The 23,205-nt window shown below is 49.8% G+C and carries 15 protein-coding genes and 1 pseudogene; 15 read left to right on the plus strand and 1 reads right to left on the minus strand.

Annotation, left to right across the window (positions count from 1 at the left end; genetic code table 11):
- Nucleotides 1-11 precede the first annotated feature (11 nt).
- Nucleotides 12-1,555, minus strand: a pseudogene (locus AC0IXI_RS06190) (PTS transporter subunit EIIC).
- A gap of 320 nt (nucleotides 1,556-1,875) precedes the next feature.
- On the opposite strand from AC0IXI_RS06190, the gene AC0IXI_RS06195 reads away from it, so the two are divergent.
- From AC0IXI_RS06195 to AC0IXI_RS06265, 15 genes are all read left to right on the plus strand, one after another.
- Complete coding sequence (locus tag AC0IXI_RS06195) at nucleotides 1,876-6,840, plus strand: alpha-2-macroglobulin family protein (protein ID WP_471682098.1); 4,965 nt, start codon at nucleotides 1,876-1,878, stop codon at nucleotides 6,838-6,840.
- A gap of 13 nt (nucleotides 6,841-6,853) precedes the next feature.
- Nucleotides 6,854-9,175 (plus strand): peptidoglycan glycosyltransferase PbpC, encoded by a 2,322-nt coding sequence (pbpC, locus tag AC0IXI_RS06200; protein ID WP_471682099.1) that lies wholly within the window; start codon nucleotides 6,854-6,856, stop codon nucleotides 9,173-9,175.
- A gap of 176 nt (nucleotides 9,176-9,351) precedes the next feature.
- A complete protein-coding gene (gene ndk, locus AC0IXI_RS06205; protein WP_064513049.1) occupies nucleotides 9,352-9,783 on the plus strand; it encodes a nucleoside-diphosphate kinase in 432 nt (143 codons plus the stop codon).
- A 176-nt stretch (nucleotides 9,784-9,959) separates the two neighbouring features.
- A complete protein-coding gene (gene rlmN / locus AC0IXI_RS06210) occupies nucleotides 9,960-11,126 on the plus strand; it encodes a dual-specificity RNA methyltransferase RlmN (protein WP_064513046.1) in 1,167 nt (388 codons plus the stop codon).
- 440 nt (nucleotides 11,127-11,566) lie between these two features.
- Nucleotides 11,567-12,583, plus strand: coding sequence for a cytoskeleton protein RodZ (rodZ, locus tag AC0IXI_RS06215; protein ID WP_413498746.1), 1,017 nt, complete (start codon nucleotides 11,567-11,569; stop codon nucleotides 12,581-12,583).
- A 37-nt stretch (nucleotides 12,584-12,620) separates the two neighbouring features.
- The gene (gene ispG, locus AC0IXI_RS06220) at nucleotides 12,621-13,742 is read left to right on the plus strand and encodes a flavodoxin-dependent (E)-4-hydroxy-3-methylbut-2-enyl-diphosphate synthase (protein WP_064513042.1); all 1,122 of its coding nucleotides are present in this window, start codon (nucleotides 12,621-12,623) and stop codon (nucleotides 13,740-13,742) included.
- A 117-nt stretch (nucleotides 13,743-13,859) separates the two neighbouring features.
- Nucleotides 13,860-15,134 (plus strand): histidine--tRNA ligase, encoded by a 1,275-nt coding sequence (gene hisS / locus AC0IXI_RS06225; protein ID WP_134184945.1) that lies wholly within the window; start codon nucleotides 13,860-13,862, stop codon nucleotides 15,132-15,134.
- A 36-nt stretch (nucleotides 15,135-15,170) separates the two neighbouring features.
- Nucleotides 15,171-15,791 carry a YfgM family protein gene (locus tag AC0IXI_RS06230; protein WP_034459176.1) on the plus strand — a complete coding sequence of 207 codons (621 nt, stop codon included), beginning with the start codon at nucleotides 15,171-15,173 and terminating at the stop codon, nucleotides 15,789-15,791.
- 10 nt (nucleotides 15,792-15,801) lie between these two features.
- Complete coding sequence (bamB, locus tag AC0IXI_RS06235; RefSeq protein WP_064513038.1) at nucleotides 15,802-16,983, plus strand: outer membrane protein assembly factor BamB; 1,182 nt, start codon at nucleotides 15,802-15,804, stop codon at nucleotides 16,981-16,983.
- A 122-nt stretch (nucleotides 16,984-17,105) separates the two neighbouring features.
- Nucleotides 17,106-18,611 carry a ribosome biogenesis GTPase Der gene (der, locus tag AC0IXI_RS06240; RefSeq protein WP_064513036.1) on the plus strand — a complete coding sequence of 502 codons (1,506 nt, stop codon included), beginning with the start codon at nucleotides 17,106-17,108 and terminating at the stop codon, nucleotides 18,609-18,611.
- 225 nt (nucleotides 18,612-18,836) lie between these two features.
- On the plus strand, nucleotides 18,837-20,090 hold the full coding sequence (locus AC0IXI_RS06245; protein WP_471682100.1) for a tyrosine-type recombinase/integrase: 1,254 nt from the start codon (nucleotides 18,837-18,839) through the stop codon (nucleotides 20,088-20,090).
- A 95-nt stretch (nucleotides 20,091-20,185) separates the two neighbouring features.
- Nucleotides 20,186-21,208, plus strand: a complete 1,023-nt coding sequence (locus tag AC0IXI_RS06250; protein WP_471682101.1) for a hypothetical protein — start codon at nucleotides 20,186-20,188, stop codon at nucleotides 21,206-21,208.
- Nucleotides 21,209-21,283: 75 nt separating this feature from the next.
- Nucleotides 21,284-21,502, plus strand: a complete 219-nt coding sequence (locus AC0IXI_RS06255; RefSeq protein ID WP_471682102.1) for a helix-turn-helix transcriptional regulator — start codon at nucleotides 21,284-21,286, stop codon at nucleotides 21,500-21,502.
- A gap of 58 nt (nucleotides 21,503-21,560) precedes the next feature.
- The gene (locus tag AC0IXI_RS06260; RefSeq protein ID WP_471683206.1) at nucleotides 21,561-21,923 is read left to right on the plus strand and encodes a hypothetical protein; all 363 of its coding nucleotides are present in this window, start codon (nucleotides 21,561-21,563) and stop codon (nucleotides 21,921-21,923) included.
- A 12-nt stretch (nucleotides 21,924-21,935) separates the two neighbouring features.
- Nucleotides 21,936-22,745: an antA/AntB antirepressor family protein gene (locus tag AC0IXI_RS06265; protein WP_471682103.1), complete on the plus strand. Its 810-nt coding sequence runs from the start codon at nucleotides 21,936-21,938 to the stop codon at nucleotides 22,743-22,745.
- The last annotated feature ends 460 nt before the right edge of the window (nucleotides 22,746-23,205 follow it).

The raw sequence follows: 23,205 nt of genomic DNA on the forward strand, positions 1-23,205 counted from the left end.
CATTGACTCCTTTAGAGAAATGTCTCTACTGCTTCACGCATTTTTTTGACATGCAGCCCGTAGACCACCTGAACGTTATTACCTTGTTTAATGACCCCTTTCGCACCTGTTGATTTCAGGCGGGGCTCGTCGATAACTGACACATCGCGTACCGTGACTCGCAAGCGGGTGTAACAGTTGTCGACCACTTCAATATTGGCCCGGCCACCGAGGCCTTCGATAATCGCTTCACCCAAGCCATCGTTGCTGCCTTTGGCTTGATACTCTTGTTTGCTATACAGTTTTGTCTCCTGGTCATCACTCTCGCGCCCCGGCGTTTTCATATCGAAACGGCGAATCAGGAAACGGAACACCAGGAAATAGATAACCGACATCACCAACCCGACCGCGATGTACATCGGCCAGTTGGATTTCTCGGTGCCAGGCGGGAGGTTATAGAGAATGAAATCGATAATTCCGTTGGCACCGATAGCGTGAACGCCCAGCAGATAGAACAGCATCATGCCAATACCAGTCAGTACCGCATGCACGCCGAACAGCAGTGGGGCGACAAACAGGAAGGAAAACTCCAGTGGCTCCGTAACACCAACCAGCATGGATGTCAGGGCTGCCGGGATGAGAATGGCTTTGGCTGCTGCTTTGCGCTCAGGTTTCGCCGTCATATACATCGCAAGGGCCGCAGCAGGGAGGCCGAACATTTTGCTTATGCCGCGAGCATCCCAAACAACGGTGCTGCTAAGTTGATGGACGCTCGGACATGCCATTTCTGCGAAGTAAATATTGCGCGCGCCCTGGTAAACGCTGCCGCAAACATCGGCAGTCCCCCTAATTCGGTATACAGGAATGGGGTATAAACAAGGTGATGTAGACCCGTTGGCACCAGAATGCGCTCCAGGAAACCGTAGATGGCAACGCCAAATGCCCCGGCACCTTTAATCGCCAGCGCCAGTGCGCTGATACCATGCTGAGCAAATGGCCAGAGTTCGCTCATCACCACGCCAAGCAACATTGAAACCGGCAGCATAATAATGGCGACAAAACAGTGGCCGGAGTAAATGGCCATCGCGCCAGAAAACTGTACGCTGGAATAGCGGTTGTACAGATATCCTGAAAGCGCCCCGGTCAGTATCCCGGCAAAAACACCCATCTCAAGCACTTGCACACCTAAAACCATGCTTTGCCCAGCGGCCCGCATTTGGTCGGCAGGTGCTAATTCGCCCTGCAATTGCAACGTTACATTCATCGCATTAATGAAGACGATAAAAGTGACCAGGCCAATCAATGCTGCATATCCTTTGTCTTTTGCAGCAAGGCCAATTGGGATCCCAACGCCAAACACCAGAGCCAGGTTTGCCAGTACCGAAACGGCAGATTTAGCGATCAGCACACCCGTATGCTGAATAGAAGAGTGACCGAGGAACGGTAAGTACTCGGCCAGGTTTCCATTGCCCAATACATTACCAAACGCGATAAATAAACCGACGATGGGTAAAATAAGTACTGGGCCGTAGAGCGATTTTCCGAAGTTTTGTAGGGCATTAACGGCACTTTTCATTTAGCAGTCTCTTATTATTTCTTTGGCTAAACACCGCGTTGAGGCAGCGACTCAGCCAAAATGTAGCAAGAAAAAAGGCACTTCATCCATCTATCCTATTGTTTTAAAAACAAATTACTCACAAAGTAACATGTAACCTTTCAGGTTGTGATCGCGCTTGCACTTTGAAACGACACGCTGATGAAACCGTTGCACGATGCCAGCTTCCCTTTGCGAGCGAGTACGCAATGCAGAATTTGGATACTTTCGTTTTTCTGATGAACCCGCATAATAGTTGTAGAACTTGGTGATTTAATGGGCCCTATCGGCCAGGGATAAAAATGAGATCAATTCGTCTGGTAGGACTGGCAGCAACGCTAATGGCTGCTTTGGCACTTGCGGGCTGTGACAATAACGACAAACCAAAACCGGTGGCGAAGAGCGAAACTTCCGCTCAGCAACAGGTTGCTGCCCCAGTTAAGCCTGATGCCCCGCAGCTTGAAAAACTGGCGAAGGATTCAGCAGGCAAGCCGCTTAAATTGCTTGATGCCTCTGAAGTACAGCTTGATGGCGCAAGCACGTTGGTACTCACGTTCTCGATTCCCTTAGATCTCAACCAGGATTTCTCCCGGGTGGCGCATTTAGTCGATAAAACCAGCGGGAAAGTTGATGGTGCGTGGGAGCTTTCAGCCGACCTCAAAGAATTGCGTTTACGCCATCTCGAGCCGAAACGTGAACTGATTTTGACCGTTGATAGTGGGCTGCTTGCACTAAATAAAGCGACATTCGATAGTAATTTTGAGAAGCAAATTTCAACCCGTGATATTCAACCGAGCGTTGGTTTTGCCAGCCGGGGGTCATTACTTCCGACCAAAGTTATTGCCGGTTTACCGGTCATGGCGCTCAACGTCGATAAAATTGACGTCAATTTCTACCGTATAAAAAGTGAATCACTAGGTTCCTTTGTTAGCCAGTGGCAATACCGAAACTCAGTATCTAATTGGGAATCGGACAATCTATTAAAACTTGCTGACTTAGTTTACAGCGGCAGGTTCGATCTTAATCCGGCACGTAATACCCGCGAAAAATTATTGCTACCGTTAGGCGAGATTAAGCCGCTGCAACAGCCAGGCGTCTATATCGCCATTATGAATCAGGCAGGCCATTACAGTTACAGCAACGCGGCGACGTTGTTTACTTTAAGTGATATCGGGGTGTCAGCTCACCGCTACCATGACCGCCTGGATGTGTTTACTCAAAGTCTTGAAAATGGTGCTGCACAATCAGATGTCGAAATCACGTTGCTTGATGAAAAAGGGCACACGCTTGCACAGGCTAAGAGTGATGGCGATGGTCATGCGGTGCTTGAGAAAATAGAAAAAGGCACGTTGTTGCTGGCGAGAACAAGGGAGCAGACGACGATGCTAGACTTAAACCGCCCGGCGCTGGATCTGGCCGAGTTTAACATTGCTGGTGAGCCCGGTTTCAGTAAGGAGCTGTTTATGTTTGGCCCAAGGGATCTCTACCGCCCTGGGGAAACAGTACTGCTGAATGGATTGTTACGTGATAGTGACGGGAAGGTATTACCAGCACAGCCAGTAAAACTGGAAGTTGTAAAACCTGATGGCCAAGTCGCCAGAACGCAGGTCTGGCAATCAGAAAATGGCTTATATCAGTTCAGTTATCCGCTAAGTCAGGACGTACAAACGGGTAACTGGCAAGTGCGTGTAAATACGGGTGATAACCAGCCACGCATTTGGGCTTTTAAAGTTGAAGACTTCATGCCGGAGCGTATGGCTCTGAACATCACAAACCAATCGCAATCCGTTGGCCCTGATGAGTCTGTGAATTTCCAGATTGCCGGGCGTTATTTGTACGGTGCACCAGCTTCCGGGAACAGCTTGCAAGGGCAATTGTTCCTGCGCCCATTACGTGAAGCTGTATCGGCCTTACCAGGCTTCCAGTTTGGCGACATTAACGAGGAAAACCTCACCCGAAATCTTGATGAGGTTCAGCTTCAGCTTGATGAACAAGGCAAAACAACGGTAAGCACAGATAGTCAATGGGCAGATGTCCACTCACCATTACGGCTGGTACTGCAAGCCAGCTTGCTAGAGTCAGGTGGCCGTCCGGTAACACGCCGTGCGGAGCAAGCTATTTGGCCTGCGGAAGCACTGCCGGGCATTCGTCCTCAATTTGCGAGTAAAGAAATTTACGATTACCGCACCGACAGCACACGAATCCAGCCGATAGTCGACGAGGACACGAACGCAGGTTTTGATATCGTTTATGCCAATGCTAAAGGTGAGAAACTGGCGGTCTCTGGTCTTGATGTGCGTTTAATTCGCGAACGTCGGGATTACTTCTGGAACTGGGAAGAGGGCCAGGGCTGGCAGTCTCAATACGATCAGAAAGATCTCGTAGAGGCTGAACAAAAACTGGATCTTGCCGCAGGTGAAACGGGCAAAGTGGCTTTCCCGGTTGAGTGGGGTTCCTATCGTCTGGAAGTTCGCGATCCTGACACTAATATCGTCAGTAGCATTCGTTTTTGGGCAGGCTACAGCTGGCAGGACAACAGCGATGGAGAGGGGGCTGTGCGCCCTGACCGTGTAACGCTGAAAATTGATAAACCGAGTTATAAGCCTGGTGACACCATCAATCTGCATATTTCTGCTCCGGCGGCTGGCAAAGGCTATGCAATGGTTGAGTCCAGCGATGGCCCGCTGTGGTGGAAAGAAATTGATGTTCCGGAGAAAGGTCTGGATATCGCTATTCCGGTCGATAAAAGCTGGCAGCGGCATGATCTGTATCTCAGCACGCTTGTTATTCGACCTGGAGATAAGAGCCGTGCCTCCACGCCAAAACGTTCTGTTGGGATTTTGCATCTGCCACTGGGAGACGAAAGCCGCAGACTGGCGCTTTCTTTAGAAGCACCAACTAAAATGCGTCCGAATCAAAACCTCACGGTTAAAGTAAAAACCAAGCCGATTAACGGTGAAATGCCAAAGCAAATTCATGTGCTGGTTTCAGCTGTGGATAGCGGCGTGCTGAATATTACCGACTACAAAACCCCAGATCCTTGGGAAGCCTTCTTTGGCCGTAAACGTTATGGAGCGGATTTATACGATATCTATGGCCAGGTCATTGAGGGGGAAGGGCGGCTTGCGGCTTTACGTTTTGGTGGTGATGGCGATGAAGGTGACGAATTAAGCCGTGGCGGTAAAAAGCCGGTAAACCATGTCACTATCATCGCTCAGCAAGCTCAGCCAGTGCAATTAGACGCAAATGGTGAAGGTACTGTCACGCTCCCTATTGGTGATTTTAATGGTGAGCTACGGGTTATGGCGCAAGCCTGGACCGACGACCACTTTGGTAACAGTGACGAAAAAGTTGTTGTTGCGGCTCCGTTGGTTACTGAACTTGCAGCACCACGCTTCATGGCCAGTGGTGACAGTAGCCGTTTGGCTATGGACCTCACCAACCTGACAGACCAACCTCAACAACTTAGTATTAACCTGAAAACTACCGGCTTGATTGCATTGAACTCTGCTTCAGTGCAATCCGTGACGTTACTACCGGGTGCACGCAAAACCGTGTTTATTCCGGTTCGCGCATTGAACGGCTTCGGTGATGGGGAGTTAGCAGCACAAATTACCGGACTTAGCTTGCCTGGTGAAACTTTTGCCCCACAGCAAAAACAGTGGAAATTAGGTGTCCGTCCTCCGTTCCCGGCGCAAAACATCAACAGTGGTGCGGTGCTTGCAGCGGGTGAAGTTTGGGATATTCCACCGCAACACATTTCCGGCCTGGCACCTGCAACACTTGAAGGCCAGGTGCTATTGAGTGGTCGGCCGCCGCTAAACCTCGCTCGCTATATTCGCGAACTGAAAGCCTATCCATATGGCTGCCTGGAACAGACTACTAGTGGGTTGTTCCCGTCGCTTTATACCAACCAGGCACAGTTAGCAGCTTTGGGCATTACAGGAACTAGCGATGAACAGCGCCGCGCTGCAATCGACCTGGGGATTGCTCGCCTGCTGGACATGCAACGCGACAACGGCAGTTTCGGCCTATGGGACAAAGAAGGACCAGAAGAATACTGGCTAACAGCGTATGTGACCGATTTCCTTGTTCGTGCGAGTGAGCAGGGTTATAGCGTTAATACTGACTCGCTAAATAAAGCTAACCAGCGCCTGCTACGATATCTCCAGGATTCCGGAGTTATCGCTTTACGCTACAGCGATGATGCTGCTGCCAGTAAATTTGCTGTTCAAGCGTACGCCGCTCAGGTATTAGCTCGTCAGCAAAAAGCACCATTGGGCGCCTTGCGTGAACTTTGGTTGCGCCATAGCAGCGCTCGTGCAGGCTTACCGCTGGTACAACTTGGTGTGGCACTGAAGTTGATGGGAGATGCACCACGAGGTGATGAAGCTATCAAGTTAGGTTTGCAAACCAGCCGTAGCGACGAACGTATCTGGATGGCAGATTATGGCAGTGAGTTGCGTGACAAAGCGATGATGCTGAGCCTGCTGGAAGAGAACAAATTGCTACCAGAACAGCAGAATCAATTGCTGATGGACCTCTCTAATCTTGCATACAGCCAGCGCTGGCTTTCCACGCAGGAAAGTAATGCGTTGTTCCTGGCGGGTCGCAACTGGCAAACGGCGAAAGGGGATTGGCAGTCACAGGTATCTTTTGCAACCGAATCATTATCGGGTACTCAATCAGTGACACGTAATTTGTCTGCTGAACAACTCGCTGGCCTACAGATTACTAATACCGGGACGGGTAATCTCTATCTTCGATTAGATACGGTTGGTTATCCACAACAGGCTCCAGCGCCTTACAGCAACGTGTTGCACATCGAACGCCGTTTCCTTGATGCTAAAGGTAACAGCAAGTCGTTGTCAGAATTGAAAAGTGGTGAATTGGTGATGGTCTGGCTGGATGTATGGGCAGATAAAAATGTGCCTGATGCTCTGGTCGTTGATTTGCTGCCTGCCGGGCTTGAGTTGGAAAACCAGAACCTTTCTGAAAGCAGCGCCAACCTGAGTGACAGTGATAGCCAGATTCAGGGCTTGTTGAACCAGATGCAGCAGGCGGATATCCAGCATATGGAGTTCCGTGACGATCGCTTTGTTGTCGCGTTACCGCTCAATGAAGGCCAGCATGCGACCCTGGTTTACCTTGCTCGCGCTGTGACTCCGGGAAGCTATAACGTGCCGGTTTCACAAGTGGAGTCGATGTATGTACCTCAGTGGCGGGCAACAGGAACCAGCACCGGCATGCTGACTGTTCATCCGTAACTGGCAAGGCAAAATGCTAAAGCCATTTCGCTGGCAGCGCCGCTATTTCCTGGTGGTGCTGCCAATTATTTTATGTCTGGGGATTTGGCTGGCAGACCGGCTTTGGCCGCTGCCGCTTTCTCAGGCGAATAACGCACGAGTTGTCGTCGCGGCTGATGGCACACCCTTGTGGCGTTTCGCTGATGAGAACGGGATCTGGCGCTATCCGGTTACGTTAAACGATGTTTCACCTCGTTATCTCGAAGCTTTAATCAACTATGAAGATCGCTGGTTCTGGGATCATCCGGGAATTAATCCTCTATCGATTTTGCGTGCAGCCGGGCAGGATTTGCTTAGCGGCAAAGTGATTTCCGGTGGCAGTACCTTGACGATGCAAGTCGCCCGCTTGCTCGACCCGCACCCTCGCACATTTGGGGGCAAAATCCGCCAGGTTTGGCGCGCTTTGCAACTCGAATGGCATCTATCGAAAGAACAAATTCTCACGCTCTACCTTAACCGCGCACCGTTTGGCGGGACGTTACAAGGAGTGGGGGCTGCCAGTTGGGTTTACCTCGGAAAATCCCCGCAACACCTAAGTTATGCTGAAGCTGCTTTACTGGCGGTTCTTCCGCAAGCGCCAAGCCGTTTGCGCCCGGATCGCTGGCCTGAGCGGGCGCAAGCCGCCCGTAACAAAGTTCTTATGCGTATGGCCGAGCAAGCCGTCTGGGAGCCACAGCAGGTAAAAGAATCTCTCGAAGAACCGGTATGGCTGGCGCCACGGCAAATGCCGCAATTGGCGCCGTTGTTTTCACGCTATCTGGTGAACCGCAGCAAAGAACAGAAAATAACGACAACGCTGGATGCGCCATTGCAGCGCCAATTGGAAGAGCTGGCACTGAACTGGAAAGCTCAGCTCCCGCCACGTTCATCAATGGCGATATTGGTTGTCGATCATACCACCATGGAAGTGCGTGGCTGGGTTGGTTCAGCCGATATCACCGATCAAAGTCGTTTCGGGCATGTCGATATGGTCACCGCAATTCGTTCACCCGGATCGGTGCTGAAACCCTTTGTTTATGGCCTGGCGCTGGATGATGGGCTGATTCACGCCACGTCATTGTTACAGGACGTACCGCGCCGCTTCGGTGATTACCGGCCAGGGAATTTTGATACTGGTTTTCATGGCCCGGTCAGTATGAGTGAAGCGCTGGTGCGTTCCCTCAATCTCCCGGCGGTTCAGGTACTCGAAGCCTACGGCCCGAAACGTTTTGCCGCACAATTGCGAAACATTGGTTTGGATTTGCGGTTCCCGCAAGGCAGTGAACCTAATCTCTCGCTGATTCTTGGCGGCGGCGGTGCGCGTCTTGATCAGATTGTCGCTGCATATAGCGCCTTTGCCCGTCATGGTAGAGCTGCTCAGTTACGTTTACAGCCAGAGCAACCATTAGTCGAGCGCCCATTGATGTCGGCTGGTGCGGCCTGGATTATTCGCCGTATTCTGGCAGGAGAGGCACAGCCGCAGCCCGATGCCACATTGCCTGCCGTTGTGCCTTTGGCCTGGAAAACAGGCACCAGTTATGGATATCGCGATGCGTGGGCCATTGGAATTAACCCACGCTATTTGATTGGTATCTGGACAGGACGCCCGGATAGCACACCGGTTGCCGGGCAGTTTGGCTTAGGAAGTGCCGTGCCGTTACTTAATCAAGTTAACAACTTACTACAAGCCAACTCTGGTGTGCAGCAGGCGCGGCTGCCCGTTGACCCTCGTCCGCCTTCTGTTTCCGAAGGGAAAATTTGCTGGCCGGGTGGACAGAATTTGCCAGCCGCAGACAGTAATTGCCGGCGCAAATTAACGGGTTGGTTACTCGATAACAGCGAGCCGCCCACGCTTGAAGCACCAGGCCAGGAAGGAATTCAGGGATTAAGAAAGGTCGTCTGGTTAGATGGACAGGGAAAACGCGTGGCTGCTGATTGCTCGGGAGCAAGGCAGCAGACTATCTCTTTGTGGCCGCTGCCGCTTGAACCATGGTTACCGATGAGTGAAAGACGTGCAGCCCGTTTGCCGGAATTGTCAGAGCAATGCCCGCCCCAGCAGAAAGATGAAGTTACGCCTTTATTGTTGTTAGGGGTTCGCGAGGGCGCTATTTTGAAGCGTCTTCCTGGTGAATTACGCTTACCGCTTCGTTTAAGTGTTCAGGGAGGACAGGGCGATCGCTGGTGGTTTTTAAACGGTGAACCGGTTAGTGGAAATAGTAGCGCAATCGCACTAAATCTGGATAAACCGGGAGCGTACCAGGTTTTGGTTCTTGATGAAGCTGGGCAGATTGCCGCCGCTCATTTCGTATTGCAGTAGAGCGTTAGTCTAATTTTCAGGCGTTCGCATTAAAATGTTGCCGATATTCATCTTATTTTAAAAAAATGTTACCTGTATCCATAGGCAACGCGAGACTTGCTCATTATAATCGGCGCCAAATCATAACCGGTTGTCCCTTCAGGGGCCGGGCAAACAGAACAGACACAGAGGTAATCATGGCTATTGAACGTACTTTTTCCATCATCAAACCAAACGCGGTGGCAAAAAACGTTATTGGTAATATTTATGCTCGTTTTGAATCCGCAGGGTTTAAGATTGTTGGCGCAAAAATGCTGCACCTGACTTCTGAACAGGCTCAGGGTTTCTACGCTGAGCACGAAGGCAAGCCTTTCTTCGATGGTCTGGTTGCGTTTATGACTTCCGGCCCAATCATGGTTAGCGTACTGGAAGGCGAAAATGCCGTTCAGCGTCACCGTGACATCCTGGGTGCAACCAATCCGGCAAACGCTTTGGCTGGTACTCTGCGTGCAGATTACGCTGACAGCTTTACCGAAAACGGCACTCACGGTTCTGATTCTGCTGAATCTGCTGCGCGTGAAATCGCTTATTTCTTCGCTGAAGGCGAAGTTTGCCCACGCACTCGCTAATAAGCATTAACTGTTAAGCGACAGTTACATTTTATTTGTATGTACGTCGCTTTCAGCCATGGCTTCTGTGCCATAGAATTTGTACAATGCTACGCCCCGGATGAGCTTGCTCTTCGGGGCGTATCTTTTTAACCCACCTGGGGCCGTAACGTGTAACAACGAGGCCGGAAGAAATTATGTCAGAGCAAATTATCACTCCTGAGACACCAGTTTCAGTCGTTTCCAACAAGTCCGAAAAAATCAACCTGTTGGATCTTAACCGCCAGCAACTGCGTGAGTTTTTTGCCGAAATGGGCGAAAAACCATTCCGCGCCGATCAGGTCATGAAATGGATGTATCACTATTGCAGTGATGACTTCGATGAAATGACTGACATCAACAAAGTTCTGCGTAACAGACTTAAAGAAGTCGCTGAAATCCGCGCTCCTGAAGTTGCCGAAGAACAGCGTTCTGCCGATGGCACTATTAAATGGGCAATCCGCATCGCTGACCAGCTCGTTGAAACGGTGTATATCCCTGAAGAAGACCGCGCCACACTGTGCGTTTCTTCTCAAGTTGGATGTGCTCTGGAATGTAAATTCTGCTCAACAGCTCAGCAAGGCTTCAACCGTAACCTGCGTGTTTCCGAAATCATCGGGCAGGTATGGCGTGCGGCGAAAATTATCGGCGCGCAAAAGAAAACCGGCGTACGTCCTATTACCAACGTCGTCATGATGGGTATGGGTGAACCGCTGCTGAACCTCAACAATGTGGTTCCAGCAATGGAAATCATGCTTGATGACTTTGGTTTCGGGCTTTCCAAACGTCGCGTTACTCTTTCTACTTCAGGTGTGGTTCCGGCGCTCGATAAGTTGGGTGACATGATTGATGTGGCATTAGCCATTTCTCTGCATGCTCCCACCGACGAAATTCGCGACCAGATCATGCCGATCAACAAAAAGTACAACATCGAGACTTTCCTGTCCTCTGTGCGTCGTTATCTGGAGAAATCCAACGCCAACCAGGGCCGTGTAACCGTGGAATACGTTCTGCTGGATCACGTCAACGATGGTACTGATCATGCGCATCAATTGGCAGAATGCCTGAAAGATACGCCATGTAAAATTAACCTGATCCCATGGAACCCGTTCCCTGGGGCGCCATATGGCCGTAGCTCCAACAGCCGTATCGACCGTTTCTCAAAAGTATTAATGAGTTACGGCTTCACTACCATCGTGCGTAAAACGCGTGGCGATGATATTGACGCGGCTTGTGGTCAGCTAGCTGGCGAAGTGATTGACCGCACCAAACGTACGTTACGTAAGCGTATGCAAGGTGAACCTATTGATGTTAAAGCAGTCTGATAAACTATTGCTTTTGTCAGATAAGAACCCTGTGCCAGCGATGCCACGGGGTTCAAAAAACACATAGTTATATCTTGCAGTTATGCAAGTTTAGCGAGTGACTTTAAGATTAATAATTACGGTGCGTTTCATAGCGCTTTAAGGCAGTATGTAACGGTACAACAATAGTTTAGGCGCATCTATTTAAACCATCGCTGGTCGCAATTGACTGACAACATTAAAAATGGTGTCTATGGTTAACTCATCAGTGATTAAGTCGTTCACAAAATGCAGCATGTTTATGTGAACAAGTAGTTTGAGCTGAATGTTATGTTGTCTGGAGTTTATCCTCCAGAACACAGATTTGTTTCGCGAAGCGGGAGAGCGTGGTGAAGCGGAAACGCTGTGCTACAAGACTCCGGCCTAATTCCTCAATCGAACAGTCCCAGCAATTGTAGCTAATGAATACTGAAGCCACTCACGAATCAAATGCAGAAAAAACCACGGGTGAACGTTTACGTGTTGCCCGTGAAGAACTCGGTCTTAGCCAACAAGCCGTGGCCGAACGCCTGTGCCTGAAAGTTTCTACCGTTCGGGATATTGAAGATGACAAGGCACCTGCCGAGTTAGCCTCTACCTTCCTGCGTGGTTATATCCGTTCTTATGCACGTCTTGTGCGTATTCCGGAAGAAGAACTGTTGCCAATGATGGAAAAACAGGCACCTATCAGAGCTGCTAAAGTGGCTCCGATGCAAAGTTTTTCACTGGGGAAACGCCGTAAGAAACGTGACGGTTGGCTGATGAGCGTAACCTGGCTCGTTTTGTTCGTCGTTATCGGCCTGACGGGTGCATGGTGGTGGCAAAACCACAAAGCGCAGCAGGAAGAGATTTCGACTATGGCCGATCAATCTTCAGCTGAACTTTCTGCCAGCAACAGTAACTCTCAGTCAGTACCTTTAACTACCAGCGACTCATCTACTGCTGATACTTCTGCACAGCAACCTGTGCAGACCCCAGCGGCATCGCAGCCTGCTCCAGTGACTGATTCAGCATCAAATCAGACTCCAGCAGCAACGGCTCAGCAAACCACTACAGCGGATTCTTCCGCAGTAGTGGCACCAAGCCAGGCACCTGTAGACAATGCGCAAGCCACTGCAACGCCAGCGGCTCCGGCGCAAAATGCCGCACTCCCTACCGATCAGGCAGCTGTGACTACGGCTTCTGCAACTGACCCGAATGCGTTAGTGATGAACTTTAACGCCGATTGCTGGCTTGAAGTGACTGACGCAACCGGCAAGAAATTGTTCAGCGGTATGCAGCGTAAAGATGGCAATTTGAATTTAGCCGGTCAGGCACCGTATAAGTTGAAAATTGGTGCTCCAGCTGCGGTTCAGATTCAGTTCCAGGGTAAACCTGTCGATTTGAGTCGCTTTATCAGAACTAGCCAGGTTGCACGTCTGACAGTAAGTGCTGAATAATTGCAGCCAGCATGACGCGTAATTGTGGAGATTTGTAATGCATAATCAAGCCCCAATTCAACGTAGAAAATCCAAACGGATCTACGTCGGGAATGTGCCAATCGGCGACGGGGCACCGATCGCCGTTCAGTCTATGACCAACACCCGAACCACGGATGTTGAAGCCACTGTTAATCAGATTCGAGCCTTAGAAAGAGTTGGGGCCGATATCGTTCGTATATCCGTGCCAACGATGGACGCAGCAGAAGCGTTCAAGCTTATCAAACAGCAGGTCAACGTCCCGTTGGTCGCTGATATCCATTTTGACTATCGTATCGCCCTCAAAGTTGCTGAGTATGGCGTCGATTGCTTACGTATCAACCCCGGCAACATTGGCAACGAAGAGCGTATTCGCGCCGTTGTAGATTGTGCCCGGGACAAAAACATTCCGATCCGTATCGGTGTTAACGCCGGATCGCTGGAAAAAGATCTGCAAGAAAAGTATGGCGAGCCAACGCCCCAGGCGTTGTTAGAATCGGCGATGCGTCACGTGGATCATCTGGATCGTCTCAACTTTGATCAGTTCAAAGTGAGCGTAAAAGCCTCCGACGTTTTCCTGGCGGTTGAATCTTATCGTTTACTGGCTAAGCAAATTGATCAACCGCTGCATCTCGGGATCACCGAAGCTGGCGGCATGCGTAGCGGCTCAGTGAAATCAGCGATTGGCCTCGGCTTACTGCTTTCCGAAGGGATCGGTGACACGCTGCGCGTATCACTGGCTGCCGATCCGGTTGAAGAGATCAAGGTCGGTTTCGACATTCTGAAATCTTTGCGTATCCGTGCACGCGGTATTAACTTTATCGCCTGCCCAACCTGTTCGCGCCAGGAGTTCGATGTGATCGGTACCGTGAACGCTCTCGAAGAGCGCCTGGAAGATATCATCACGCCAATGGATGTTTCGATTATTGGTTGTGTGGTGAACGGGCCGGGCGAAGCGCTGGTTTCCACTTTAGGTGTGACCGGTGGCCACAAGATGAGTGGTTTCTACGAAGACGGTGTGCGTCAGCGCGAGCGAATGGATAACGAAAACATGATTGCGCAGCTTGAAGCGCGTATTCGTGCCAAGGCTTCCATGCTTGATGAATCGCAGCGGATTAGTATCCAGCAGTTGGAAAAATAGTGCGAAACATGGGAAGCATTCGGCTTCCCGTGTATGATTGAACCCGCCAGACGTTTTGCTAAAGCAAACAGTCTGATTTCGGGTTCATTTTTTGTATAAATTCGGTAGAGAATAAACGTGGCAAAAAACATTCAAGCCATCCGCGGCATGAACGATTACCTGCCTGGCGAAACCGCCATTTGGCAGCGCATTGAAGGCATTCTGAAACAGGTGCTCGGCAGCTACGGTTACAGTGAAATCCGTTTGCCGATTGTAGAGCAGACCCCGTTATTCAAACGCGCAATCGGTGAAGTGACCGACGTGGTTGAAAAAGAGATGTATACCTTTGAGGACCGCAACGGCGATAGCCTGACTCTGCGTCCTGAAGGCACCGCGGGCTGCGTGCGTGCCGGTATCGAACATGGTCTTCTGTACAATCAGGAACAGCGCTTGTGGTACATCGGGCCGATGTTCCGCCATGAGCGTCCGCAAAAAGGGCGTTACCGCCAGTTCAATCAGTTGGGTGTCGAAGTCTTTGGTCTGCAAGGGCCTGATATTGATGCTGAGCTGATCATGCTGACCGCGCGCTGGTGGCGTGCGTTGGGTATCGACCAGCATGTTAGCCTGGAACTGAACTCAATTGGTTCGCTTGAAGCACGTGCTAACTACCGTGACGCGCTGGTTGCGTTCCTGGAGCAGCATAAAGAGAAGCTTGACGAAGATTGCCAGCGTCGCATGTACAGCAACCCGTTGCGTGTACTGGACTCTAAAAATCCTGAAGTTCAGGCTCTGCTGGATGATGCACCTACGCTGGGTGATTATCTGGATGAAGATTCTCGTGAACATTTCGCTGGCCTTTGCCAATACCTTGACGCTGCGGGTATCGCGTATACCGTGAATCAGCGCCTGGTGCGTGGTCTGGATTACTATAACCGTACCGTTTTCGAATGGGTAACAAGCAGCCTGGGTTCTCAGGGCACCGTTTGCGCGGGTGGCCGTTACGACGGTTTGGTCGAGCAACTGGGGGGCCGTGCGGCACCTGCTGTTGGCTTCGCTATGGGTCTGGAACGACTTGTTTTACTGGTTCAAGCTATCAACCCGGAATTTAAAGCAGAATCTGTTGTCGATATTTACCTGATATCGTCAGGTCAGGGAACGCAAGCTGCAGCGATGCTGTTAGCTGAGCAATTACGTGATCAGGTCCCGGCTATTAAGCTGATGACTAACTACGGCGGTGGCAACTTCAAGAAGCAGTTCGTCCGTGCAGATAAATGGGGCGCGCGTGCAGCCCTGGTGCTGGGTGAAACTGAAGTCGCAAATGGTCAAGTCGTCGTGAAGGATCTGCGCACAGGTGAGCAAACTACCGTTGAGCAAGTAAACGCGGTCGCTCATTTGCAGGCGCTACTGGGTTAATTTCCCCAGTGATAAATCGTTAAGGAGAAGGACTGCGTGGAAATTTACGAAAACGATAACGAACAGGTTGATGCAGTAAAACGCTTCTTTGCTGAAAACGGCAAAGCGCTAGTGGTTGGTGTCGTATTAGGTATTGGCGCACTGGTTGGTTGGCGTTATTGGAACAGCCACCAGGTTGAAAGCTCGATGGCTTCTTCCCTCGAGTATCAAACTGTGACAGATGCTGTGCGTGCCGATCAACCTGCAACACTGAGTGCAGCAGAGAAATTCGCTGCAAGCACGAAGAATACATATGGTGCTTTAGCGTCATTGGAATTGGCTCAGAAATATGCTGATAACAATGATCTGGCGAAAGCAGCAGCTCAATTGCAGCAAGGCCTAAGCAGCACCAGCGATGCAAATTTGCAGGCGCTGATCAATGCACGTCTGGCGCGTATTCAAATACAACAAAAGCAATCTGATGCGGCGCTGAAAACCCTCGACAGTATTAAAGGCGAAGGTTGGGTAGCGATTGTTGCTGATTTGCGCGGTGAAGCGCTGCTCAGCAAAGGGGATAAGCAAGGTGCACGCGATGCGTGGAGCAAAGGCTCACAAACTGATGCTTCTCCAGCCCTGCGCGAAATGATGCAGATGAAAATTAATAATTTGTCGAGCTAAGAGGGACCCGATGCAATTGCGTAAACTACTTGTACCAGGGCTGATTTCTCTGACGCTGCTCAGCGGTTGTTCACTGTTTAGCGGTGAAGAAGACGTGGTAAAGATGTCTCCACTGCCGACAGTTGAAAACCAGTTTGAACCTGAAAAATCATGGAGTACTTCCGTTGGTAGCGGTATTGGTGATTTCTATTCCAATCTGCACCCAGCATGGCAGGACGGCAACATTTACGCCGCAGACCGCCGTGGTACCGTTAAAGCCGTTAACGCGGATGATGGTAAAGAAGTCTGGTCTGTTGATCTGTCTGAAAAGACAAACTTCTACTCAAGCAACCTGCCAGCACTGCTTTCTGGTGGTGTAACGGTTGATGGTGCGCACGTATACGTTGGTAGTGAGAAAGCGCAGGTTTATGCGCTTAACACCTCTGATGGTAGTATTGCGTGGCAAAGCAAAGCTGCAGGCGAAGTCCTTTCTCGTCCTGTGGTCAGCGACGGTTTAGTTCTGGTTCACACCAGCAATGGCCAGCTTCAGGCATTTGATGAAACTGACGGTGCAGTGAAATGGACCGTAAACCTGGATATGCCAGCACTTTCTCTGCGCGGTGAATCTGCACCTGCAATAGCGTTTGGTGCCGCAGTTGTTGGTGGTGATAACGGTCGCGTTAGCGCTGTGTTAATGAAACAAGGCCAACTTATTTGGCAACAGCGTATCTCTCAGGCAACCGGTGCTACCGAAATTGACCGTCTGAGCGATGTTGATACCACGCCTGTCATTGTTAATGGTGTGGTCTATGCTCTGGCATATAACGGCAACCTGACTGCGTTGGATCTGCGTTCAGGCCAGGTGATGTGGAAACGTGAGTTGGGTTCAGTAAACGATTTCATCGTTGATGCGAACCGTATTTTCCTTGTCGATCAGAATGACCGCGTTGTTGCTCTGAATGCTGATGGCGGTGTAACTCTGTGGACGCAAAGCGACCTGCTGCACCGTAATCTGACCTCTCCTGTTTTGTACAACGGTTATCTGGTTGTAGGTGACAGCGAAGGGTATATGCACTGGATCAATGCCGATGACGGCCGCTTTGTTGCTCAACAAAAAGTGGACAGTTCTGGTTTCCAGACTGAGCCAGTTGTTGCCAGCGACAAGCTGCTGATTCAGGCGAAAGACGGTACGTTGTACGCTATCAAGCGTTAAATTTGCCTGAAGTATTTTTAAGTGCGAAACGGTTCCGGTAGTCCAGGAGCCGTTTCCTGTTTTTAGAAACGATGTGATTTGACGTCGTTTTAAGATGAATTTTGAGTTATGAGGTTTTAATCATGGTACCTGTGGTTGCGCTTGTCGGGCGCCCTAATGTCGGAAAATCCACGTTGTTTAACCGCTTGACGCGTACCCGAGATGCGCTGGTCGCGGATTTCCCGGGGCTGACTCGCGACCGCAAGTATGGTCGTGCTGAAGTGGAAGGTCGCGAATTTATTGCTATTGATACCGGTGGTATTGATGGCACGGAAGACGGCGTTGAAACGCATATGGCTGCGCAGTCGCTGTTAGCGATTGAAGAAGCTGATGTGGTGCTGTTTATGGTGGATGCACGTGCTGGTCTGATGCCTGCAGATGAAGCCATTGCTAAACACCTGCGTTCTCGTCAGAAGCCAACCTTCCTGGTGGCAAACAAAACTGATGGCATGGACCCGGATCAGGCGGTTATTGATTTCTACTCCCTGGGTTTAGGTGAAATTCACCCGATTGCTGCTTCTCATGGCCGCGGCGTGACAACGCTTCTCGAACACGTTCTGATTCCTTTCATCGACGAAAAAAATCCGCGTGAGCCGGAAGAAGAAATTGATGAAGATGCAGCCTATTGGGCAGCATTCAATGCTAAACATGGCATTGTGTCTGAAGATGACGAAGAGATTGAAGAAGAGGAAGAAGAACCTTTCAACCCTCAGGATCTCCCAATCAAATTGGCGATTGTTGGCCGTCCGAACGTAGGTAAGTCAACGCTTACTAACCGTATTCTTGGCGAAGACCGCGTTGTGGTTTACGACATGCCGGGCACCACCCGTGACAGCATCTACATCCCAATGGAACGTGATGAACGTGAATTCATTCTTATCGACACCGCGGGTGTACGTAAGCGTGGCAAAATCACGGAAACCGTTGAGAAATTCTCGGTAATCAAAACGCTGCAAGCCATTGAAGATGCCAACGTTGTATTGCTGGTGATTGATGCGCGTGAAGGTATTTCCGATCAGGATCTCTCTCTGCTCGGCTTTATCCTAAATAGTGGGCGCTCACTGGTAATTGTGGTCAACAAGTGGGATGGCTTGAGCAACGAAGTCAGAGAGCAAGTTAAAGAAACGCTGGATTATCGTCTGGGCTTTATCGACTTTGCTCGCGTGCACTTCATCTCTGCGCTGCATGGCAGCGGTGTGGGCAACTTGTTTGAGTCCGTTCGTGAAGCCTATGACAGCTCAACGCGCCGTGTAAGTACTGCGCTGCTGACGCGTATTATGTCTATGGCTGCTGAAGATCACCAGCCGCCGTTGGTACGTGGCCGTCGCGTTAAGCTGAAATATGCTCACGCCGGTGGTTATAACCCACCAATTGTTGTGATTCACGGTAACCAGGTAAAAGACCTGCCAGACTCCTACAAACGTTATCTGATGAACTACTTCCGCAAATCGCTGGATGTAATGGGTACGCCAATCCGTATTCAGTTCAAAGAAGGGGAGAACCCGTTTGCTAACAAACGTAACACTCTGACACCGAACCAGCTGCGTAAGCGCCAGCGTTTGATTAAACACATCAAGAAAAGCAAATAAGATATCGCGGGAAATTACCCGCTATCGACAAAACACTAAGCCCGCATTGCGTCGGGCTTTTTTGTTATCAGGGGCTATCATCAAAGCACAAGAGAGCGCATTATTGGCGTGTACACAAGGGTGTACGTAGTCATTTTTATTCTCTGTTTGTGTACATAGCGCCATGTTTTATGTACCAGGCACCATGATTTTATGTACATCCAGATCTTGAAGCAGGTACTCGCAATGCCAAAACTCACTGACATGCAAATACGAAGTTGGATAAAGAGCGGTGAAAGGTTTGACGGTAGGTCTGATGGGAATGGCCTCTATCTGAGCTTCCCAAAAAACTACACGGTACCGTTCTGGCGTTTTCGGTATAAGTTTGCAGGGAAGGCCAGAGCTATGGTCATTGCCTCTTATGGTGAATTGTCATTGGCTAAGGCCAGAGATGTAGCCAAGGAATTATCTGCACGTGTTGCCCTGGGTTATGACGTGGCAGGTGAAAAGCAGGAAAGAAAGGCTGATGCGCTGGCTAAGATTGAAAGTGAGAAAAACGCCTCCCGTTTTTCAGACATTGCCGCTGAGTATTATTCCCGCCAGATAGAAACCACTTACAAACACCCCGAGCTTTTCCGTAGCAGCCTGCAAAAGAACATCATCCCGATCATTGGGAATATGAAGGTTGAGGATGTTAAGCCTCGACATATTGATAGCGTTCTGCAGGACGTGCTGGAACGTGGCTCGCCTACCGTTGCCAATGATGTCTTGCGCATGATGAAACGCATCTTTGATTTTGCTGTAGTGCGTGGAGTGATTGAAGTTAACCCTGCAATATCATTTGGCTCGAAAGATGCCGGTGGCAAAGAGGAAGGGCGTAAAAGGGCATTAAGCCGCGATGAGCTTATCCAGTTCTTTAAAGCGTTGCGCCGTGGTCGTGGCATAAGTCGTGAAAACGAACTGACATTCAAAATCCTTCTGGCGTTAGGTGTGCGCAAGATGGAGCTGTGCGCCGCTGAATGGGCCGAGTTCGATTTAGACGCTGGCGTATGGTGCTTGCCGGGATCCAGGGCAAAGAATGGTGACGATATTGATATCCCGCTGCCAGAGCCGGTTATTGAGTGGATCACAGAGATTCGCCTGTTCGCCGGGGATAGTCGCTGGCTTATACCTGCTCGTAAGGCCAGGACGACTGCTCACGTAAGCCGGGCCACGCTTAATATGGTGCTGCCATCTGTCATGAAAGAGATGCCAGATGTTGAACCGTTCAGCATTCACGACCTGCGACGCACTATGCGTACCCAGATGGCTGCTATCGGTATCGATCCGGTCATTGCGGAAAGATGCCTTAACCACAGGATTGCTGGAATCGAGGGTATCTACAACCGGCACCAGTATTTTGATGAACGCAAAATTGCGTTGGCTCAGTGGGCAGCGCTGCTGGTGGCACTTGAACGTGGCGAGGAATACAACGTGACGCCTCTTAGGGCGAAGAAGTAACAGAACAGATTGAGCCTATCCCGACGGGGCGAAAAGCGGAAATCCTTATCGCCTGACTCAATCCTTTTTTAAGGCTACGCGTAAAAGGTGACGTGATGAATGATGCAAAACCGGGAAACTCTGATGAACTAAACTTGTGGAAGCATGTAGGAATACCTCCATTAGACTATTGTACAATTGAACGCGCAACGAGAATTTTAAAATGTGAAATAGATGATATTTGGCATTGGAGAGATGAGGGTTATATAAATTTATATGCTAACGTTCATTATTTGGACAATATTGTAGTCGACTCGGTTTTTAATTTTAAAGATGTAGAAAACCCATTAATTGAGCTGTTTCTTCGTTATCCTGAAGAGGTGAGTTATGTATTCCCTCCTATAGAATTCGTTAATCTTAAAACGAAATATATTATTGAAGATGTTGACGGCATGTTTCCATTATTTTCAGTGTTTAAACCTCAAGACAGTAATTATGAAGATGTATCATATCCATTTATCCTGACTGAGGAAGGAGACATATCCGTTCAAGAGTCTATTGCTAGTGGATTGCTTCGGATTCAAGGTAATGCTAGAGGGTATGTCCACCCCAGAGCACCCATAAAGCCTTACGTAAAGCTCGAGGGTATTTTTGATTGTGACATGTTCAAACTCAAGGTGAAGAGCCAGAAGATACAGTTGAGCAGTATTTCTTGTGAGAGTCTTTATTTAATTAGGTCAGATCTTGAAGCGCTTTACAGGGCTAAGGTGTTGGGCTGCTTCCATATCGACAATAAATCAGTAAATACACGCATTGAAAAATATAACCCTGAAAATTCGAATAACAATGTCGATATGAGGGGGCGGCATCATGCAGTGTCAAGAGAGGGGCATATTCTGGCGCTGATTTATTCGTTCATTAATTATCGTGGAGAAATTTTTCAAAATGGAAAATATACAAAGGCAAGACATGTAAAAGTCACTCTAGATCACTGGAGTTACATATCTCCGGGGATAAAAGAACCCTCAGACAAGCACCTCTCTGGTTTGCTAAGGGATTTCTGGAGGCCAGCACAAGAAAGACGCGTGGCAAAAATGAAAGAGAAAAGCAGGAAAGATGACTTACTTTCCGGAAAGTAAAATATCATTCCTATTATCATCAAAACAATTGCTTTGAAATACCCGTAACGACTATCACAAGGAGTTACGGGACACATGACAGCACATCAAGTAGCACAATCAGCAATTCCCACCACCGGTTACATTCGCCGATTTCGTTTACCGGAATTACTGGGTGTTTCAATGCCTACCATTGATCGCTGGGTGAAAAACGGCACATTGCCGCGCCCGGTAAAGCTCACCGATAACGTGACCGCATTTGATGCTGTTGAGATTAATCACTGGCTGGCAGAACGCCGTGGAAAGGTGGCGTAATGCAAAATAAAACCGCCCAGTACAGCAGGCGGCTAATCAGAAGGATGACGCCTTTGATATTAGCCCACCAGCCAAAATTAAACCATCGCCAAAAAAGCACCGAGCTCGCGTTTATATGATGCGTACCGGGATTAATGGCTTCACTGAAAACGAGATACTCCGCTACTGCCGACTGTCCAGCGCCCGTAACTATGCGACCGAATTAGAAAGACGCTTAGATATTTGCTTGGAGCGTATCGACGAGCCTAACGGTGACGGCATTGGTAGCCACTTTCGCTATCGCATTACCTGCCGTGCTGACGTTATGCGTGTTATCCAGCTTGTGAACCATAACGCCACTGCTGGTGGCTATACCGGGCTTTCACAGCAGGAAATTAACGACATCCTATCCCTTTACCCGGAAGCGTTTAACGCCGCATAACGGAGCCTGAATATGAAACTCGAAAAACGCAGATTAACTTCTGAGGCCTCCCCTCAGCCCACCACCAACCTGGACGGTATTAGCAATAATGACTTTGCTGCCATTGTTCCTGTTATTTCCGGTCAGATTGGCGGGCGTGATACCAGTATTGTAAGTGCGATTTCGCTGCATAAAGCACTGGCAATAGAAACCAGAATGACGGACTGGATAAAACGGCGCATCAGCGAATATGGATTTAAGGAGGGGATGGATTACATCATTGTTGAAACTTTGCGCGCCCCAAATTTGAGTAGCTCAAAATCTCGCCAGCAAGTAACGCATGAATATTTAACCACCCTAGATATGGCTAAAGAGTTGGCAATGGTTGAGCGCAACGAGCAGGGCCGCGCCGTTCGCCGTTACTTCATCCAGTGCGAGGAAGCATTAAGCCGCAGCGTACCGGAGATTGCCGCGCAGTACCGCCGCCAGCTCAAAGCCCGCATTGGTGCCGCAAATCTGTTTAAGCCAATGTGTGCCGCACTTGATACAGCTCGAGCTGAGCAGGGCAAGCAGACATTGCCACGCCACTACAGCAACGAAAGCAACATGATCGCCCGCATTGTGCTGGGCGGGCTGACGGCTAAGCAGTGGGCGCAGGTTAGCGGTATTGCCGGTGAGCCTCGAGACAGCATGACTGCCGAGCAGCTTGAGCACCTGACATATCTGGAAAGCACCAACATCACCCTGATTGAAATGGGCATGGCCTACGACCAGCGCAAAGCTGAACTTATTCGCTTGTCTCAACGTTGGTTAGCCAAACGTCTGGGAGCCAATCATGCTTAATGCTGCCGTCCAGAATAAGGGCTTCTCCCTGGCTGGCCTGTTATCAAATGTTATGGTCCAGGACTCAGCGAAAGTTTTCTTTCAGTGCTTAGCAAAACTTAGTCTGAACCTGTCAAAACCTGACATCGAAAACCTTATAAAACCTAATGTCCATAAGTGCGCGGTGAGCGGTGGCCAAGGTTTTAATTACGTCACTACGCGAGCAGCGGAAGGTTTCTCGGAAGTCATCACGCGAGCTGATGAAGATTTGTTCGGGGTCATATCGCTAGACGGGAAGGTTTTTCCGACATCACTACGCGAGAGCGGGAGTTTATGCAACAGTACGCGCGCGAGCGCGAGGACTTACCGTGTATTAGCTCCTTCAGAAAACTTCAGTTCTAATCTGCGCCTGTGTTTGAAGGTTTTTCTGACGTCACTACGCGAGGGGCAGAGTTTCGCGACAAGTACGCGCGCCCGAGGG

The sequence above is a fragment of the Buttiauxella sp. AC038 genome (assembly GCF_979253565.1).

Excerpts from the sequence above, each read along its gene's own strand:
- AC0IXI_RS06195 (WP_471682098.1), top strand. The coding sequence starts at position 1,876 with ATGAGATCAATTCGTCTGGTAGGACTGGCAGCAACGCTAATGGCTGCT.
- pbpC (WP_471682099.1), top strand. The coding sequence starts at position 6,854 with ATGCTAAAGCCATTTCGCTGGCAGCGCCGCTATTTCCTGGTGGTGCTG.
- ndk (WP_064513049.1), top strand. The coding sequence starts at position 9,352 with ATGGCTATTGAACGTACTTTTTCCATCATCAAACCAAACGCGGTGGCA.
- rlmN (WP_064513046.1), top strand. The coding sequence starts at position 9,960 with ATGTCAGAGCAAATTATCACTCCTGAGACACCAGTTTCAGTCGTTTCC.
- rodZ (WP_413498746.1), top strand. The coding sequence starts at position 11,567 with ATGAATACTGAAGCCACTCACGAATCAAATGCAGAAAAAACCACGGGT.
- ispG (WP_064513042.1), top strand. The coding sequence starts at position 12,621 with ATGCATAATCAAGCCCCAATTCAACGTAGAAAATCCAAACGGATCTAC.
- bamB (WP_064513038.1), top strand. The coding sequence starts at position 15,802 with ATGCAATTGCGTAAACTACTTGTACCAGGGCTGATTTCTCTGACGCTG.
- der (WP_064513036.1), top strand. The coding sequence starts at position 17,106 with ATGGTACCTGTGGTTGCGCTTGTCGGGCGCCCTAATGTCGGAAAATCC.
- AC0IXI_RS06245 (WP_471682100.1), top strand. The coding sequence starts at position 18,837 with ATGCCAAAACTCACTGACATGCAAATACGAAGTTGGATAAAGAGCGGT.
- AC0IXI_RS06250 (WP_471682101.1), top strand. The coding sequence starts at position 20,186 with ATGAATGATGCAAAACCGGGAAACTCTGATGAACTAAACTTGTGGAAG.
- AC0IXI_RS06255 (WP_471682102.1), top strand. The coding sequence starts at position 21,284 with ATGACAGCACATCAAGTAGCACAATCAGCAATTCCCACCACCGGTTAC.
- AC0IXI_RS06265 (WP_471682103.1), top strand. The coding sequence starts at position 21,936 with ATGAAACTCGAAAAACGCAGATTAACTTCTGAGGCCTCCCCTCAGCCC.